The following is a 15,343-nucleotide window of genomic DNA, read 5'->3' as shown; positions in this document are numbered from 1 at the left end:
CCCTGCCCTGTCAAGCGCCCTCAGGTGAAGCTTACGTTCTGCACGGAGGGCGCTTGCCCCCACCGAGCTGGGCTGGTGCCGGCTTCCCTTCAGCTCTCGAGCAGCAGTGAATTTGCCTATGTGTGCGCGAAGTACGTACCGTGCTCGAGGTCGGCGAGCCTGCGTTCTCGGGCTTCCAGCCGAACCGCGCCTGCGTGAGCGCGCTCGCCGCTGGGCTGTCGAGCGCGAAGAACCCGCCGAGCCAGCCGAAGCGCTCCTTGGGGACCGATTCGACCGGCAGCTCGAGCTTGCGGCCGATCACGCCGGCAATGTCGCGGATCGGGATCCCCTTGTCGCCGATCGCGTGGAGTCGCGCGCCGGCCGGCGTCTTCTCGGGCGCGAGGACGAACAACCGCGCGGCGTCGAGCTGATGCACCGCGGGCCACGGGTTCTCGCCGCCACCGATGTACCGAATGAGGCCTCGGAAGGCGGATCGCCGCCCAGCCGGCGTCACTTCAGGCGCAGGTAGAACTCCGCCACGTCGAGGCGGTTCATCGAGCCGGCCGGGCCGGCGGTGATCGCATGTTGACCGGCGACCAGCAGACCGGGCGCGGACAGCGCCTTCATGCCGCCTTCGATCTGCGTCGCCGTGGCCCCGGACGCGGACAGATCGAGGCCGTCGAGTGAACCGCTCAGGTTGGTGTTCAGGCTGTGCTCGGAGAAGGAGGGACAGGGATACGTCACGCACACGATCCCGCTGCTGTCGACCCGAGAAAAGTGGCCCTTCGGCGCATTGCCCGTCGCCCCGAGCCAGATCTCGCTGGCGATGAGGACGTCGGCCGGCCGCGACCGCAGGTCGCCGAGCTGGACCTGCTTCAGGCCGCCGCGGACCAGCGCCTGCCCGGCACCGAACGCCTCTCTGGCTTTGGCCTCGGTCGAGCGATCGAGCCCGAGCCCGGATAGATCCAGCTCGAACATGTGGCATTCTTCTTGCCAAGTTCCATCGGCGCAGCGGGTCACGCTTGTGTTGACGCGGGCGACGAAATGGCCGCCGCACATCGGCGCGGCGCATCTGCGGTAGTCAGGATGGGTCGCGATGAAATAGTCCGCCACGGCGACCTCGGCCGCGGCCAGCGCGCCGACATCGTCCTCGACGTCGAGCTCGGCCTGGGCGAGGTCCCCTGCGACGCCGCCCTCGCGCGGGGCTTCGCAGGCGAGCGCTGGCGCGGCCAGCACGCCGAGCAGGGAGAGCAGCGAGAGGCGATGATGGGTGAGATTGAACATCGGTGTTCTCCAGGAGCGGACACGGGTCAACGTGGATGCGAGCGCCTCGGCCGGTCCGCTAGCTCGGGGCGCCTTCATGGGCTTCCACGCGTCGAGGGGGCGAGCTGTCGCGAGCACGGTTCGCCCCTGCCGCCCTGCCATCTTCGTGCTTCGCCCGGAGACGATCGCTTCCAACGAATGAATGTAGTGTGCTAGCAGGCCTGCCGAGTGAAAAGCTGGTCGGAGCAAGAATTCGACGAGCGGCGAGGCGTCGCGAAGTTGGCCTGCCTTTAATTCTTCAGAATAAATTCACAGGGAGGCGGGGAGGGAAATCTTTGAAGTTACTCCCTGTCTCTCGGCTTCTTCGCCACGACGAACGCAACCATCTTCCCGCCACCAACCTCCCGCTCCTCGATCTCGACGAACCCTGCCTCGCGCATCTCGCGGAGGATCGTCTCGCGATCGTAGCTGTGGACGGCCGGCGCTTTCCCGAACCAGCGCATTACCGTGATGATCGCGCTGTAAGGTACCCAGGTGCCGCCGAGGCAGACGTTGGACGAGATGAACGAGCCGCCGGGCTTGAGGAGCTCGAAGATTGTCTTGAGGGTGCGCCGCCGATCGGGGACGAGGTGGAGGATGGAGTAGGCCCAGGCGCTGTCGAAGTGCTCGGGCTCGTACGGCGTAGGTCCGTCCAGCGTGCCCTGGCGAAAGGTGACGTTGGTCACGTTTTGGGCCTGCTTCTTCTGGTTGGCGATGCGGATCATCTCGCCCGAGACGTCCATCGCGTGGATGTGGCCGGCGAACGGCGACATCTCCAGGGCGAGCGAGCCGGTGCCGCAGCCGATCTCGAGGACCGTCGAGCCCGGGCGCAGGTGCTCGCGGGTGATGGCCTTCTTGCGCTCGAAGGCGGTGACGTTCTCCACCGGCTTGGCGGCGTACTTCTCGGCGATGTCGTCCCAGAATTTGGCGTCGGCGGTCGTGGTCGTCATGGTCGACGAATCTACGCACGCGGCGCGCCTGCGCCCGGTGCAAGTTCGTGACGCAGGGGCGCAGTTTCGCGCCACCCCTCGGCCTCGCCGCGAAACAGCGCCGCGCGCTCCGTCATCGCCGCGGTGATGCCCTCGCGCGCGGCCCGCAGGCGCGCGTTGTCCCGGAGATCGCGGTGGCTGAGGAGCCAGAAATCGGCGACGTGGCGGAGGTCCGGCCTCGCGAGGCGCTGCAGCCCGGGCTCCGGATCACCGGCGTACGTGGGTAACATCACCCAGCCGAGGCCCGCGTGTGCGGCCTCGATCATGATCGCCATCGACTCGAACGTGCCCCAGAGGGGAACCTCGGGATAGCTCGACGAGGCGACGAGCTCCCTGGCGAGCCTGTTCACGGTGGATCCGAGCCAGCGCGCGGGGCGCGCGCCGCGCTCGGGATCGAGCTGGGCAGCGTGCGCGGTCGCGACGTAGTTGCAGAGGGTGATGGGGACGAGCCGCCGCCCGATCAGGTGCTCGGGCGGGGACGCGCTGGGCAAGAGCGCGCGCACCGCGACGTCGGCCTCGCGCTTCGACAGATCCAGGTTCTTGGCGTCGGCATCCAGCTCGAGCTCGATGCCGGGATGCTGCTCGCAGAGGCCGGCCAGGGCGCGGAGGAGGATCTTCGCGATGAACGGGTCGGTGCACGTCACCCGCACGGACCCCTCGAGCCGCGCGTCTTGCCCGGCGAGGCCGCGCTCCAGCGCGGCCATCTCCCGCTCGACGCGCTCCGCCCCCGAGACCATCTCGTTGCCCGCGTCCGTCAGCTGGTACCCGTCGCGGTGCCGGTCGAACAGCTTCACGCAGAGCCGTGCCTCGAGGGCCTCGACCCGCCGCGCCACGGTCGAGTGGCTCACGCCGAGCATCGAGCCCGCCGCGCGGACGGAGCCCGTCCGAGCGAGCGCGAGGAAATGGCGCACGTCATCCCAGTCCACGACGCCGCTAGAAGCCCTGGTAGTCGACCTTCATCTGATCATACGGAGCGATCATGCTCTCGATGACATCGCCGTTCGGCGAGAAGATGCGCTCATGCCACTCGGTCGGCTCCCAGATGAAGGTGCCGAGCCCGCGCTTGTCGGGGATGTTGAACATCAGGTCGTTGGCCGCGCGCTTCTCCCACGAATACTCCGCCACAACGAACTTCAGGTCGGGATAGCGCTTCACGAGATCATCGAAGTTCGCCTTCCACCCCGAGGGCGGCCCCTGGTACTCCGTGTAACAGGACTGGCCGAGCACGTCGAACTTGACGCCCTGCCCGAGCACCCCGTCGACCCACCAGCGCGTCGCCGCGTTGTCGTCGCAGCGGTCGAGGTGCAGCATGACGGTGATCGTGTCGTCGGCGTCCTTCACGCCCTGGATCCCGGCCTTCAGGAGCGAGCCGAGCCCCTGGAACGCCTGCCCGGTGACGAACCCGTCAGGCCACAGCAGCCCCTGCGGGATCTCGTTGCCGATCTGGACCATGTCCGGGCGCGCGCCGGCGGCGCTCAGCTGCTCGATCGCGTCCCGCGTGAACTCCCGCATGGCGCTCGCCAGCGCGCCGCCCTCGAGATCGGTCCAGGCGACGGGCTTGTGTTGATCGTCGGGGTCGGCCCATACGTCGCTGTAGTGAAAGTCGAGCAGGAACCCCATGTTCGCTCGCTTCACGCGCCGCGCCATCTCGATCGTGTGCTCGAAATCGCAGAAGCCCTCGCGCGAGTAGGGGTCGTCGTCGACGGCCGCGTCGGCGTATACCGCTGTCGGGTCGTTGAACAGGCGCAAGCGGATCCAGTTGAACCCGTGCGCCTTCAAGATCTCGAGGATGTCCTTCTCGACGAGCTCACCCGTCCGCGGATCGATGTCGCGGAACACCTTGCCTCCGGCCTCGCGCTCCTGCACCCAGGAGATGTCCGCGCCGAGGATGAAGCCCTGGGGCGCGCCCGGCGTCCCGTCGCCACCGCTCCCGCCCGTGCCCGCGCTGCCCGCGCCCGCGCCGCCCGCGCTCGCGGAGGTTCCACCCGCGCCGCCGGTGCTCGCGGACGTTCCACCCGCCCCGGCTCCGCTGCCGCTCGTGCTGCCGCTCGCGCCGCCCGCTCCGCTCCCCGTGGACGCCTCGGCGCCCGTCGACGCGGCCTGACCGGCGCCGCCCCCGCCGGCCGCCCCGGCCCCCGAGCTCTCACCGCACGCGGCGAGCGCCGGAAGCAGCGTCACCACACCCATCCTTCTCAGCTTCTGTCGCAGCATCCCTGACCCCGGCCAGGATCCTACCATTGGCCATGCGCGCGATCACGGCGCACGAAGAGGGCGCGCCCACGATCGCGGCGCTGCCGGTAGAAAGATCCGCTGTCGATAGGTGCCAGGGCGCAGAGCGCCAGGGCGCAGAAATGACGAGAGCCCGCCGCACAGCGTGTGCGCAGCGGGCCCTCGGACTGCTCACAGACGATGGTTGATTGCTATTCCGGTCCCTTGCCCATCCAGTAGCTCTCGGGCGGGCCCAGGAGGCTCTCCTTCACGCCACCGGCGTCCACCACGATCTTCTGGACGATCACGCCCGGATGGACCATCCACACCTTCAGCGTGTGGTCACCCGCCGCGGCGATCGTGTGCTTGGTGCGCATGATGTTGGCGTTGTCCGAGGTGTGCCGCTCCCAGATCTTGTTGCCGTTGCCGTTGAGCTCGACGGCGTGGCTCGTGTTGACCTTCTGGACCGGGCCGTTGTCGAACGACACGGCGTACTGCAGGCCCTCGGCCCAGTTCTGGAAGTTGTTCCTGGGCGACACGTAGACATAGACATCCACCGGGCCGCTGCTCGTGAGGTGCATGTCATACTCGAGGCGAGGCGACGCGCCGCCCGGCTCCTGGGGCTCGGCCGTCACAGGGAACGGCGTCACGCCCGACCCGGTGCGCCCGATGTCCGGGAGCAGCTTCCACTCGACGTCATCCGTGCCGATCGCGCGGCTGAAGTGGTCCGCTTCCATCGAGACATAGCCGTTCGCCTCGATGAAGCGGTTCGGCTTCCAAGCGACCTGCCGCGGGTCCTCGACGCGGGCCGTGACCACCACCGAGCTGCCGTCCGAGCCGGTGACCGTGATCGGGACCTCGACCGGGAACGTCTGGTTCGTGGGGATCATGACCCAGTCCACCCGCACCGTCGCGCGCACCTCCTTGTCGACGACACCCTGGCTCGGGTAGACGTTCAGCCACGGCGGGCACGGCGTGTTCGCGGCCCAGCCGGTGGGGCACTCGACCGGGAGAGCGACGTCGATCGTGTACTCGAGCGGCGCGCTGCCGCGGTTGAACACCTCGATGTACTGCTCGGGCTGCGTCTGATACCGGCTGAACGCGGGCAGCACGGGGGCCGTGGTGCTCCCGTCGCCTGCGCCCGTCCAGAAGTCGCTCGATCCGTCGATCGCCACGCCGAGCTCCGCCGCTTCGGGGACATCGATCGAGACGAGCTCAGGCCAGATGAACTCCTGGATGTTGTTGTACTGGTGCTCGGGCTGCTGCCAGGACGGGTTCCCCGGCGCGCCGTAGCCGATGTGCGGCTGCGTCTGGAAGCCTTCCCACTTCCCGTCGGCGAGATCGTGATTGTAGTAGTAGGAGAGCGCCAGATCGTCCTGGAGCCGCGCCTCCGCGACGGCCGCCATGTCGTTCGTGGCCGCGCGCCCCTGCGCCGCGTAGAGCTTGTTCTTGAACCCTGCCAGGCGCAGCGCGTACAGGTTGGCGGTCGCCTTCACCTGGTAGAGCACGAGCTGGAAGTAGGCGTCGTGCGCCTCCTCCGGCAGGAGCCTCTCCACGAACTCCGCCTGCGACGCCAGCGCCTCCCACTCCTCCGTGACGCTCTCGAGCTCACGGTAGTTCGTGAGGCTGAACGGGCTCGCGCCGTCGTCGTACGTGATCGCGGCCGTGTCAGGATCCGGAACGTCGGTCGTGGGCGCGCTGACCATGAGATCGTAATCGACCGTGATCTTCCGGTTGGTCAGCTCCGGTTTCCGATCCGACTGCAGCAGCGAGTAGCCGTGCAGGATGTCGGCGATGATGTCCGCGTGCTCGGAGCCGAACTGCTGCTCGGTCCACCGCCGCTCCCAGTCGCCGATGCGCTCGACCGGCCAGCGGTCCGGGTTCCACGCGTAGTCGAGGAAGAACTGGAGCGGGAGTTCCTCGTTCTTGAAGTCTCCGACGTTGACGACCCAGAGCCGATCCACGCCGTAGTTGTAGGCGAGGTGGAGCTGCTCCCAGACGTTGGGCAGGAGGATCGTGTCGACCCACTTGTAGTTACGGCCGCCGCCGACGTAATCGAAGTGGTAGTAGAGGCCGTAGCCGCCGGCTCGCTCCTTGCCGAGCTCCGGCAGGCGCTTCATGTTGGACCAGTTGTCGTCGCAATAGACCACCGTGACGTCGTCCGGCACGGTGATGCCTTCGTCCCAGTAGCCCTGGATCTCCTTGTACAGCGTCCAGACCTGGGGGATGGTCGTCACGTCCTTCCCCGTCACGTCGGCGAGGATCTTCCGCTGGGACTCGACGATGTTCTTCATGAGCGGGATGCCGTCCGCCGGGGGCAGGCTGACGTCGCCAGGGCCGCGCATGCCGAGCGTGACGACGCCCTCGATCTTCTCGTCGACCATCCGCTGGATGCCCTTGGTCCAGTGCTTCTTCAGCGCATCGGAGTTCACCGAGAAGCGCCACTCGCCGGTGCCGCCGTACGGATCGCTCCCTGCCTTGGTGATGGTGCCTGCCGCATCCCTCTGCGCCGCGACCACGTGGCGATTCCACTCCTCGATACCCTGCATCATCGGGGCCTCGTGCGAGGTCCCCATCACGATGCCGTACCGCGTGGCCGTCGCGTGGTTCTCCGGGTCGTCCTCGCCGAACGCACGGCCCCAGACGGCGGGCCAGATGTAGTTCGCCTTCATGCGGAGCGCGACCTCGAAGATCTTCTCCCAGTAAAGGTGGTTGAGCCCTCCGGGGAAGCCCTCCGCCTTGCCCGGCCCGAACATCTTGGCCGCCCAGTTGCCCGTCGCCGGGTTCTCGTCGTTGATGAAGAACCCGCGGTACTTCACCTTCGGCTCGCCCTGGGTGTGCTGCCCGGGGAGCACGAAGAGCGCCTGCTTCTTCTGGGCCGGGACGTCGTCCCACCAGTACAGGGGCGACACGCCGATCTGCGAGGAGAGGTCGTACGCGCCGAAGATGGTGCCGCGCTGGTCGCTGCCCGCGATGACGAGCGCTCGGTCCACGCCCTCCACCGGTTGCTCGACGATCTGCGTGACGAACGTCTCCCACTTCCCCGTCAGGCCGGAGACGTCGAGCCGATCGTCCGCCACCAGCTGATCGATGATCGGGCTGTTGCCCACCGTCCCGACCAGGACCACTTCCTTCGCCGACGCCGGGATCTCGTTGCTGACGGCCGCGGCAGCGCCGGTCACCCGCTGGATGTCCGTCGCGAGGTCGTCCACGACGCGGTTCACGCCCGCATAATCGCTCTCGCTGACGACCAGCGGAGCGACCTTGCCGCCCACGGCGAGGGGGAAGCGACCCGCTCCATCTTCGGTTGAAACGTACTTCTCCAGGGAGCCCGTCACCGGGTCGACCGGCGACACGGGCGTCTCGCCGGGCGGGCCCTCGGGCCCCGGCGCTCCGGGCGTGCCGGGCGCGCCCGGCTCCCCCGGATCGCCCTTCGCTCCATCCGACCCGCAGGCGGTCAACGAAGCGAGCGACATGGGGAGCAGCAAGCAGAGTAGCGAGGATCCGATTCGACCCTTCCTGATGACCATGCGTGCGTAACTCATAACGGTGTTTCCCTCGTTGATGCGGCTGACCGGCGTCGTCGACGCGCCCGCGCTGGACACGGGCCGTGACCTCCGGCGCTGAGGCCGGGCGCTCCTATGCAATCGTCCAAATCCCTGCGGCGATCCGCGCGATCGTGATCGCGATCCCGGTGATCACGAGGCGCTGTTCCGAGCGAACACGCGGTGGCGATCCGGGTGATCACCAGAGCGTGACATGCACACCGACGGTCCCGAGGCCCGCAGCGAGGCGCCCTTGACGCGCGGACACGGTCCGGCGCGGAAGGCCCCTCGCTGCACGCCGCGTCGCCTGCGGTCGGGCTGGGTTCCGTGGTCGATAAGTTGTTGACAGATGAAGCTCGGAGGCAGAGTACGCCTTCTCTGCACAAGTTGGCTGGGTGTCACCCAGGTTGCACCTCGCTGGTGTGGCCCGGGAGAATTCCCGCAGCACGCCGATCTGATCACGCAATCGCCTCGATTTTTAGGGTCGGCATCCGTTTTCGTGATCGTGGCGCACGGGGGACGCTGCCGTGCGTCGCGGTGGCTGTGGCCCGGTGCGCGCGTTTCCTGGCGTACCGCAGCGGTGATGAGTGACAGTGTTTATGAAGTTCCGCTCGTCGGTGGGGAAGAAGGCGTTGTCCTGGTAAACGATGTTTCCCTGAGCATCTGCAACCGTCGAGAGCGACGGCGCAACGACATTTAAAACGCCAAGATGCCGGGTCAGCCACGCTGCCTCGAAGTGAACAGAGATAAGTAGGACTCGTTACAAATAAACGAAGAGAGGGGTAAAGCCAGGTTGGCCCGTTCCGCCGCGATACTGCTTCGAGAACAGCGCCATTGCAAGAGGAGGCTTTGGGGCGCTCCAGCAGAGCTTCGAGGCACGGGATTGCGTCATTGTGTGCCGGGTGGTGGGTACGATGGCCCGTTTGTGCCATCGTGGGTCAGCGGCAAGCGCTGAAGGCGCCGCGTCAATTTCGTGGCGCTTCGGGTTGCGACGTCGCTTCCGCGCTGTCCGCCTGCGGATGGAGGCTGGAGCCGCGGAGCGCAACGGCGCCGCCGCGATGCGAGGACGGTGTGGCGCGCCGCTTGCTTTGCGCCATGCATGGCACGGTCTCCACAGGCTCGTTGGGAAAGGGCAATACCATGAGAGCGCATCGCGTCATCCAGGGAGCGCTCCTGCTGGCAGCGGCACAGCTTCCTTTCATCGTCGCTTGCGCGCGCGTCGAGGGCTCGGACGGCGCCGAGGCCGAGGCGGAGCCGGACAGGGGCGACGACACGGATCCCGGGCCGGAGTCGTCCGACACCACGTCGGGCGGCGGCGCGGACGCGCCCGATCCGGCTCTCGATCTGTTCGCTTGCGGCTTCGAGCCGAGCTGTGAGCCGGTCACGATGCACGCCTATCCGATCCCGCCAGAGGCGCTCCCGTGCGCGGCCAAGCTGGTGACCGGAGGCGGCACGGGCGTCCTCAGCTCGCTGCTCGCGCCTGGCCCGTACATCGACGAGACCGAATCGCTGATCTTCGTGCTGGGCGACGGCACCGCGCTGGTGCAGACGCGCGAGAGGCACTGCGGGCGCGAAGGGATGGAGTGCGGGCCGACACCGGTGTGGGAGGCGCCGTCGCCGCATCGGATCTGCGACCTCGTCGTCTCTCCGGACGTCGAAGCGGCGTGCGAGGAGGACGCCGAGGGGTGCGGCTGGCGGCCGTGGGCCGACGTGGCGAACTGCCGGGCCGTCGAGGAGCACTCCTGCGAGGACGTCACCGCCCTGCTCGCGGCCAGGTGACCGCGGCGGGGCGCGCCGGCCGCGAGCCGCGCTCGCCGGCAGTGACCGGTAGATCGTGCTTCAGAACGGCCAGATCGTCTGTTCCAGCTCGGGCAGCGAGGAGACGCGGGACTCCCATCCTTCGAGCCTGAGCTGGAACCTGAGATGGCTGTACCGGTGCAGCAGCGCGAGGGCCATCAGCTTGCGGCGCAGCGCTGGGCCCAGGTCGGCAGGCGCGTATCCGTAGGCGCCGAGAAAGCCGCGCTGGAGGTCCGCGCTGCCGGCCGACAGGAAGAGGCACGGGCCCAGGAGATCGTACTCGGGTGCTCCGAGGCACGCGTCCGCGAAGTCGATCATGCCGGTGACGCTCCACCTCCCGCCCGCTCGGGTCACGAGGAGGTTCTCCGGCGTGTATTCGCCGGTCAGCAGGACCGGGACCACGGACGTCGGCAGGAGAGCGCGGGCGGACTCGAGGTAAGCCGGGATCTGCGAGACGAGGCGCTCGGGCAAGCCCATCCGCCGGTGCCGGCCCTCGCATCCGGCGATCTGGCGCTCCAGGAACGCGTCCCAGCCGAGATCGATGCGCTCCAGTCCAGAGGTGGGCAGCGCGTGGGCGGCCCTCATGATCTCGGCGACGCGGGCGAGCGCCTCGGCGCGCTCCGCGCCGCTCATCGCGGGCCAGGCCTCTTCGAGCGTGCGCCCCGGGAGGCGCGAGAGCACGAGATAGGGCCAGCCTTCGAGCTCCGCTTGCCAGAGGAGCTCCGGCGTGGCCACCGGGACGTTCCCGTGGAAGCGCCCCAGCGAGAGGCGCTCGGCCTCGAACTGGTGCCGGAGGAAGGGCGGGAACAGCTTGATGATCTGGCCTGCGTCGTTCGAGACGACCACGTTGGTCCCGCGCGCGAAGGCGGAGAGCCCGCCCGACGAGAGCCCGTGGCGCTCGCACACCGCGCGGATCGCCGGGAGAAAGGCCGGGAGGTCGGCGCGGATCCGGTCGAAGCCGCCGGGGCCGTCGAACGATGGGAACAGGGAGCGATCGCCGGGGGGCGCGCTGGGATCGGGCGGCATCGCGGTGGCAGGCACCGTAACCCGCGCGCGCCGGCGCGGCCATCGCGGAACCGGGGCGCGCGCTCCTGGTGAGCGTGCGACCTGGCCGCCCGACCGAGGTCCAGTATGCTCCCGGGCCGCCCGTGAGACCCTGGCCGCCACCATGCCGCTGATCGTCGTCGAGGACCTGCGCAAGGCGTACCGGGTGGCCGAGCGCCGGCCGGGCGCCCTGGGCGCGCTCGCCGGGCTCGTGCGCCCGCGCTACCGCGCCGTCGACGCGCTGGCGGGCGTCTCGTTCTCGCTCGATCGGGGCGAGCTCGTCGGGTACATCGGGCCGAACGGCGCAGGCAAGTCGACGACGGTCAAGATCCTGGCGGGCATCCTCGTGCCGGACTCGGGGCGATGCGAGGTGGCCGGCCGCGTCCCGTGGCGCGAGCGCGTCGCGCACGTGGGGCGCCTCGGCGTCGTGTTCGGCCAGCGCACCCAGCTCCTGTGGGATCTGCCGGTGATCGACTCGTTCGAGCTGCTCCGGGACATCTACCGCGTCGGCGCGGCCGATCACGCCCGCGCGCGCGACGAGCTCGTCGCGATGCTCGACCTCGGGCCGCTGCTCGACACGCCGGTGCGGCAGCTCAGCCTCGGCCAGCGCATGCGGTGCGATCTCGCGGCCGCGCTGCTCCACGCGCCCGACCTGCTCTTCCTCGACGAGCCCACGATAGGTCTCGACGCCGTCTCGAAGCTCGCGGTGCGGCGCTTCGTGCAGCGGCTCAACCGCGAGCGCGGCGTCACGGTGATCCTGACGACGCACGACATGGACGACATCGAGGCCCTCTGCTCGCGGGTCATCCTCATCGCCGGGGGGCGGGTGCTCTCGGACGGCTCGCTCGAGGCGCTGCGCGCGCAGGTCACCGCGGAGCGCTGGCTCATCGTGGACCTGGCGGACCCGGCGGCGGAGATCGCCGAGCCGCGCGCCGAGGTGATCCGCCGCGAGGGCGCCCGCGTGACGCTGCGCTTCGACCCCGCCGCGATCTCGACGGCGGAGCTGGTCGGGCGCGTCACCGCCCGCGCCCCGGTGCGCGACCTCCTGGTGCAGAACCCGCCCATCGACGAGATCGTGGCGCGGCTCTACGGCGAGGGCGGCGAGGGCGGCGAGGGGAGCGCGCCGCCGTGAGCGCGCCGTTCGAGGGCTTTGCGGCCAATTTCGCCGCCTGTGTCGCCGTGTTCCGGGCGCGCTGCCGCGCGCTCCTGCAGTACCGCGCCGCGGCCGCGGCCGGGTTCGGCACGCAGCTGTTCTGGGGGTTCATCAAGGTGATGGTGCTCGAGGCGTTCTACGGGAACGCCGTCTCGGGCGCGCCGCCGCCGATGGCGCTCGGACAGGCGATCACGTACACGTGGCTCGGACAGGCGTTCTTCCAGCTGCTGCCGTTCTCGACGAACCCCGACCCCGAGGTGCGCGAGCTGATCCGCACCGGCGCGGTGGGCTATGAGCTGGCGCGCCCGCTCGATCTTCACGCGCTCTGGCTCGCCCGCGCGCTCGCCGCGCGCGTCGCGCCGACGCTGCTGCGCGCGATCCCGATGTTCGCTGTCGCGGTGCCGCTCCTCGGGATGGGGTTGCCGCCGTCGCTGGCCGCGGCGGGCGCGTGGGCGGCGGCGATGGTCGGCGCGGCGGCGCTCGTGGGCGCGTTCGCGACGGCGGTGACGTCGACGATGCTGTGGACGACGTCCGGCGACGGCATCGCGCGGATCGTGCCGTCGCTCGTGCTCGTCGCCTCCGGCATGATCGTGCCGCTGCCGCTGTTTCCGGCGTGGATGCTGCCGTGGCTCGACGCGCTGCCGTTCCGGGGCATGGTCGACGCGCCGTTCCGGCTCTACCTCGGGCACCTGCCGGCGGGGGCGCTCCCCGGCGTGCTGCTGCACCAGGCGCTGTGGACCGCCGTGTTCGTGGCGCTCGGCAGGGCGATGGTCGCGCGCGGCCTGCGCCGGCTCGTGGTGCAGGGCGGCTGAGGGACGAGGGCGAGGCGAGGAACAGACGAGATGTCGCTCGATGCAACGAGGCTTTACCTCCGGCTGGCCGCCGCGTCGCTGCGGGCGCAGATGCAGTATCGCGCGTCGTTCGTGATGTGGTCTGTCGGGCAGTTCATCACGGTGGGCATCGAGCTGCTCGGGGCGTGGGCGCTGTTCGACCGGTTCGGCGCGGTCCGGGGGTGGCGCTTCGCGGAGGTGGCGCTGCTGTTCGGCCTCGTCAACGTCTCGTTCGCGCTCGCCGAGTCGTTCGGCCGCGGGTTCGACACCTTCTCCGCGATGGTGAAATCGGGCGATTTCGACCGGCTCCTCCTGCGCCCGCGCTCCACGGCGTTCCAGGTCGCCACCGGGGAGTTCCAGTTCCTGCGCGCAGGGCGGCTCGCCGTCGGCCTCGTGATGCTCCTGTGGGCCGGTAGCGCGCTGGGCGTGGCGTGGACGGCGGCCAGGCTAGCGCTGCTCGCCGGCGCGATCGTCGGCGGCGCCTGCGTGTTCTACGGGCTCCTCGTGCTCCAGGCCACGCTGTGCTTCTGGACGGTCGAGTCGCTGGAGATCATGAACGCGTTGACCTATGGCGGCACGGAGGCGGCGCAGTACCCGCTGACCCTGTACCGCGACTGGTTCCGGCGCTTCTTCACGTTCGTCGTGCCGCTCGCGTTCGTGAGCTACATCCCCGCGGGCGCGCTGCTCGATCGCCCCACGGTCCCGGCGCTGCCCGAGGCCGCGCGCTGGGCGTCGCCGCTCGTGGGCGTGGCGTTCCTGCTCGTGTCGCTGCGCATCTGGCGGTTCGGGGAGCGGCGGTACCAGTCCACCGGATCCTGAAATACCGGTCACGTCGTTCAAGCGAGAATGAACCGTCAATGCACCATAAGACGCCATGAGAATAACAAAATGTCTTGGCGTCTTGTGGCGGTTCGGTAGCAAAAAAACGAGCTGCCGCGGGACGTTCGCCGCTTGCTGAACCAGCGGATATCACAGATCGTGCTCTGTGGGCGCCCGTTCTCTGCGCAATAAATACAGGACGGTGGCGCCCTCGTCCCGGGTGTCCACCTGGATCTCCATCGTCGCGAGCGATCCGCGGCTCAATGTAAACTGGATGAACTTGTCGCTGGGAATGCGTGGCCATCGGGGGTGGGCCAGCTTCGCGCGGCAAAGGCTGGAGGAACAGACGACGTCGTCGACGCTGACCTGTGGACCCAGCTGCTCGGAGATCACCCGCGTGAGCACCGGCTCTGTCTCACGACGCCATGCTGGGTCGGGCGGCTCGGTGTCGACTCGAGCGCTCAAGCCGTCCCAGAACGCGATTCGCGCCTCGTGCACCGAGCGCTCCTCTTCCTCGGGATCGAGCGGCTCGCGCACGTCCGCACCGTCGAGCTCTTCGCCGTCCTCCGCGCCGGCCGAGCCATGCCGCGAAGGGATGGTAGCCTTCCATGTCGGAGCTCGCGGCCGACGAGCTCCGCGTTCCAAGGCCGCGAGCCGCTGACCGTCCTTCGCGCTCGGGACGCCCGCGCGTTCGCTTGCCGAGGGGGCCGAAACGCGCCCCAGAACGTATGCACCCGCCAGCGCTGCAATGCCGGCTAGCAGGATGAACAGCCGGTGCGGTCGTCGTTCAATCACTGGTCACCACGTGGACGCCCCGAGCTCGTGGCCTGCATGGCTCGACTCGGACCATTCGACTCAAGCTAGAAGACGCGCGCGGTAAATAGGCCAGACGAACCGCCTCCTGGGATCGCGCAGCTGACGGAGTACATGTGTGAGGCGCTCTGCGGCGAAACGGTGAGTGTGGCCGTCCTTGTTACGGTCCCGGTGAAGGTCCCCGTCCCTGACACCATGGCTGACGTCGAGCCGAGATCGTTGCCGTCCTGGTCGTGCGCCAATCCAACGCACGTCGTGTTCATGCCGTCCAAGTCGTTGCCATCAGACATCCGGACCCGAAAGGTCACCGTGCCTCCGAGTTGGTGGTCTATCGGAATCGCGCAGTGGATGGTGATCGGATTGCTCGATTGGTTCAATATGGCGTTGGATGCGCGCAGCACATCGATGCCGTTGACCAGGTGACACGCGGCGCCGTTCATCGTCGCCCCGGCCGACACGTCGCCCGGGCTCAATACAAGACCCAATGCGGGGAGGATTGCAAACGTTGCGAGCTTCTTCATGTGTCCGTCCCACTCTCCCAAGATTGACCAACGATCGGCTTTTCCAAACGATTGGTGTGTATGCTCCAGTGCGGCGCGCTCACGGTTATCGCTCTGCGAGGCGGCTTCGGCCCGTGGATCTGTTGATCCTGCAAAGCTCGGCGCATACGCGGCGTTGCTCCGCGTCGTCGCCTGTGCGCTTCATGTTCGCTCGTCTGGGCGCAATTGCGTGTCGATTGCATTCAGTGGCGTTCAATCGCATTCGATTGAGTTCAGTTGCATGTCGCGTGCCACATTCGGGGATCGCCAGAATTCTCTGCAAGCCGCGCCCGGCACGCCAGTCATGAGACTCCTGGCGCGACAT

12 protein-coding genes and 1 pseudogene are annotated in these 15,343 nt (G+C 68.6%); 4 read left to right on the top strand and 9 right to left on the bottom strand.

All coding sequences use genetic code 11. The features are described from left to right. Window positions 1-116 precede the first annotated feature (116 nt). The 6 genes and pseudogenes from WMF22_RS36300 to WMF22_RS36275 all read right to left on the bottom strand — a co-directional run. Window positions 117-463: pseudogene (locus WMF22_RS36300) on the bottom strand (3-beta hydroxysteroid dehydrogenase); the annotation flags it as partial. 26 nt (window positions 464-489) lie between these two features. Next, a complete protein-coding gene (locus WMF22_RS36295; protein ID WP_437294530.1) occupies window positions 490-1,263 on the bottom strand; it encodes a DUF6748 domain-containing protein in 774 nt (257 codons plus the stop codon). Between the two features lie 320 nt (window positions 1,264-1,583). Then, window positions 1,584-2,231, bottom strand: coding sequence for a class I SAM-dependent methyltransferase (locus WMF22_RS36290; RefSeq protein ID WP_437294529.1), 648 nt, complete (start codon window positions 2,229-2,231; stop codon window positions 1,584-1,586). Between the two features lie 11 nt (window positions 2,232-2,242). Further along, a complete protein-coding gene (locus WMF22_RS36285; protein ID WP_437294528.1) occupies window positions 2,243-3,196 on the bottom strand; it encodes a LysR family transcriptional regulator in 954 nt (317 codons plus the stop codon). Between the two features lie 7 nt (window positions 3,197-3,203). After that, window positions 3,204-4,448 carry a glycosyl hydrolase 53 family protein gene (locus WMF22_RS36280; protein WP_438032717.1) on the bottom strand — a complete coding sequence of 415 codons (1,245 nt, stop codon included), beginning with the start codon at window positions 4,446-4,448 and terminating at the stop codon, window positions 3,204-3,206. 242 nt (window positions 4,449-4,690) lie between these two features. Then, window positions 4,691-7,954 carry a glycosyl hydrolase 115 family protein gene (locus WMF22_RS36275; RefSeq protein WP_438032716.1) on the bottom strand — a complete coding sequence of 1,088 codons (3,264 nt, stop codon included), beginning with the start codon at window positions 7,952-7,954 and terminating at the stop codon, window positions 4,691-4,693. Between the two features lie 1,209 nt (window positions 7,955-9,163). Here WMF22_RS36275 and WMF22_RS36270 point away from each other — a divergent pair. Then, window positions 9,164-9,802 (top strand): hypothetical protein, encoded by a 639-nt coding sequence (locus tag WMF22_RS36270; RefSeq protein ID WP_438032715.1) that lies wholly within the window; start codon window positions 9,164-9,166, stop codon window positions 9,800-9,802. A gap of 60 nt (window positions 9,803-9,862) precedes the next feature. Here the strand turns inward: WMF22_RS36270 and WMF22_RS36265 are convergent, their stop codons facing one another. Continuing rightward, window positions 9,863-10,846, bottom strand: a complete 984-nt coding sequence (locus WMF22_RS36265; RefSeq protein WP_438032714.1) for a phosphotransferase family protein — start codon at window positions 10,844-10,846, stop codon at window positions 9,863-9,865. 142 nt (window positions 10,847-10,988) lie between these two features. Here WMF22_RS36265 and WMF22_RS36260 point away from each other — a divergent pair, with 142 nt between their 5' ends. The 3 genes from WMF22_RS36260 to WMF22_RS36250 are packed head-to-tail and all read left to right on the top strand — an operon-like array spanning window position 10,989 to window position 13,666. Continuing rightward, entirely contained in the window at window positions 10,989-11,996 is a 1,008-nt protein-coding gene (locus WMF22_RS36260; protein ID WP_438032713.1) for an ABC transporter ATP-binding protein, read from the top strand. Further along, window positions 11,993-12,829 carry an ABC transporter permease gene (locus WMF22_RS36255; RefSeq protein WP_437294522.1) on the top strand — a complete coding sequence of 279 codons (837 nt, stop codon included), beginning with the start codon at window positions 11,993-11,995 and terminating at the stop codon, window positions 12,827-12,829. The genes WMF22_RS36260 and WMF22_RS36255 overlap by 4 nt, the downstream gene beginning before the upstream one ends. A gap of 30 nt (window positions 12,830-12,859) precedes the next feature. Beyond that, on the top strand, window positions 12,860-13,666 hold the full coding sequence (locus tag WMF22_RS36250; RefSeq protein ID WP_437294521.1) for an ABC transporter permease: 807 nt from the start codon (window positions 12,860-12,862) through the stop codon (window positions 13,664-13,666). Window positions 13,667-13,816: 150 nt separating this feature from the next. Here WMF22_RS36250 and WMF22_RS36245 read toward each other — a convergent pair whose 3' ends face one another. Together WMF22_RS36245 and WMF22_RS36240 are read right to left on the bottom strand one after the other, a co-directional pair. Further along, window positions 13,817-14,461 (bottom strand): hypothetical protein, encoded by a 645-nt coding sequence (locus WMF22_RS36245; protein WP_437294520.1) that lies wholly within the window; start codon window positions 14,459-14,461, stop codon window positions 13,817-13,819. A 65-nt stretch (window positions 14,462-14,526) separates the two neighbouring features. Beyond that, entirely contained in the window at window positions 14,527-15,000 is a 474-nt protein-coding gene (locus WMF22_RS36240) for a hypothetical protein (protein WP_437294519.1), read from the bottom strand. Between the last annotated feature and the right edge of the window lie 343 nt (window positions 15,001-15,343).

The organism is Sorangium sp. So ce204, assembly GCF_051526795.1.
Lineage (GTDB): Bacteria > Myxococcota_A > Polyangia > Polyangiales > Polyangiaceae > Sorangium > Sorangium cellulosum_B.
Note: the sequence above shows the minus strand (reverse complement) of the source record. Positions and strands in the feature narration are given on the sequence as shown.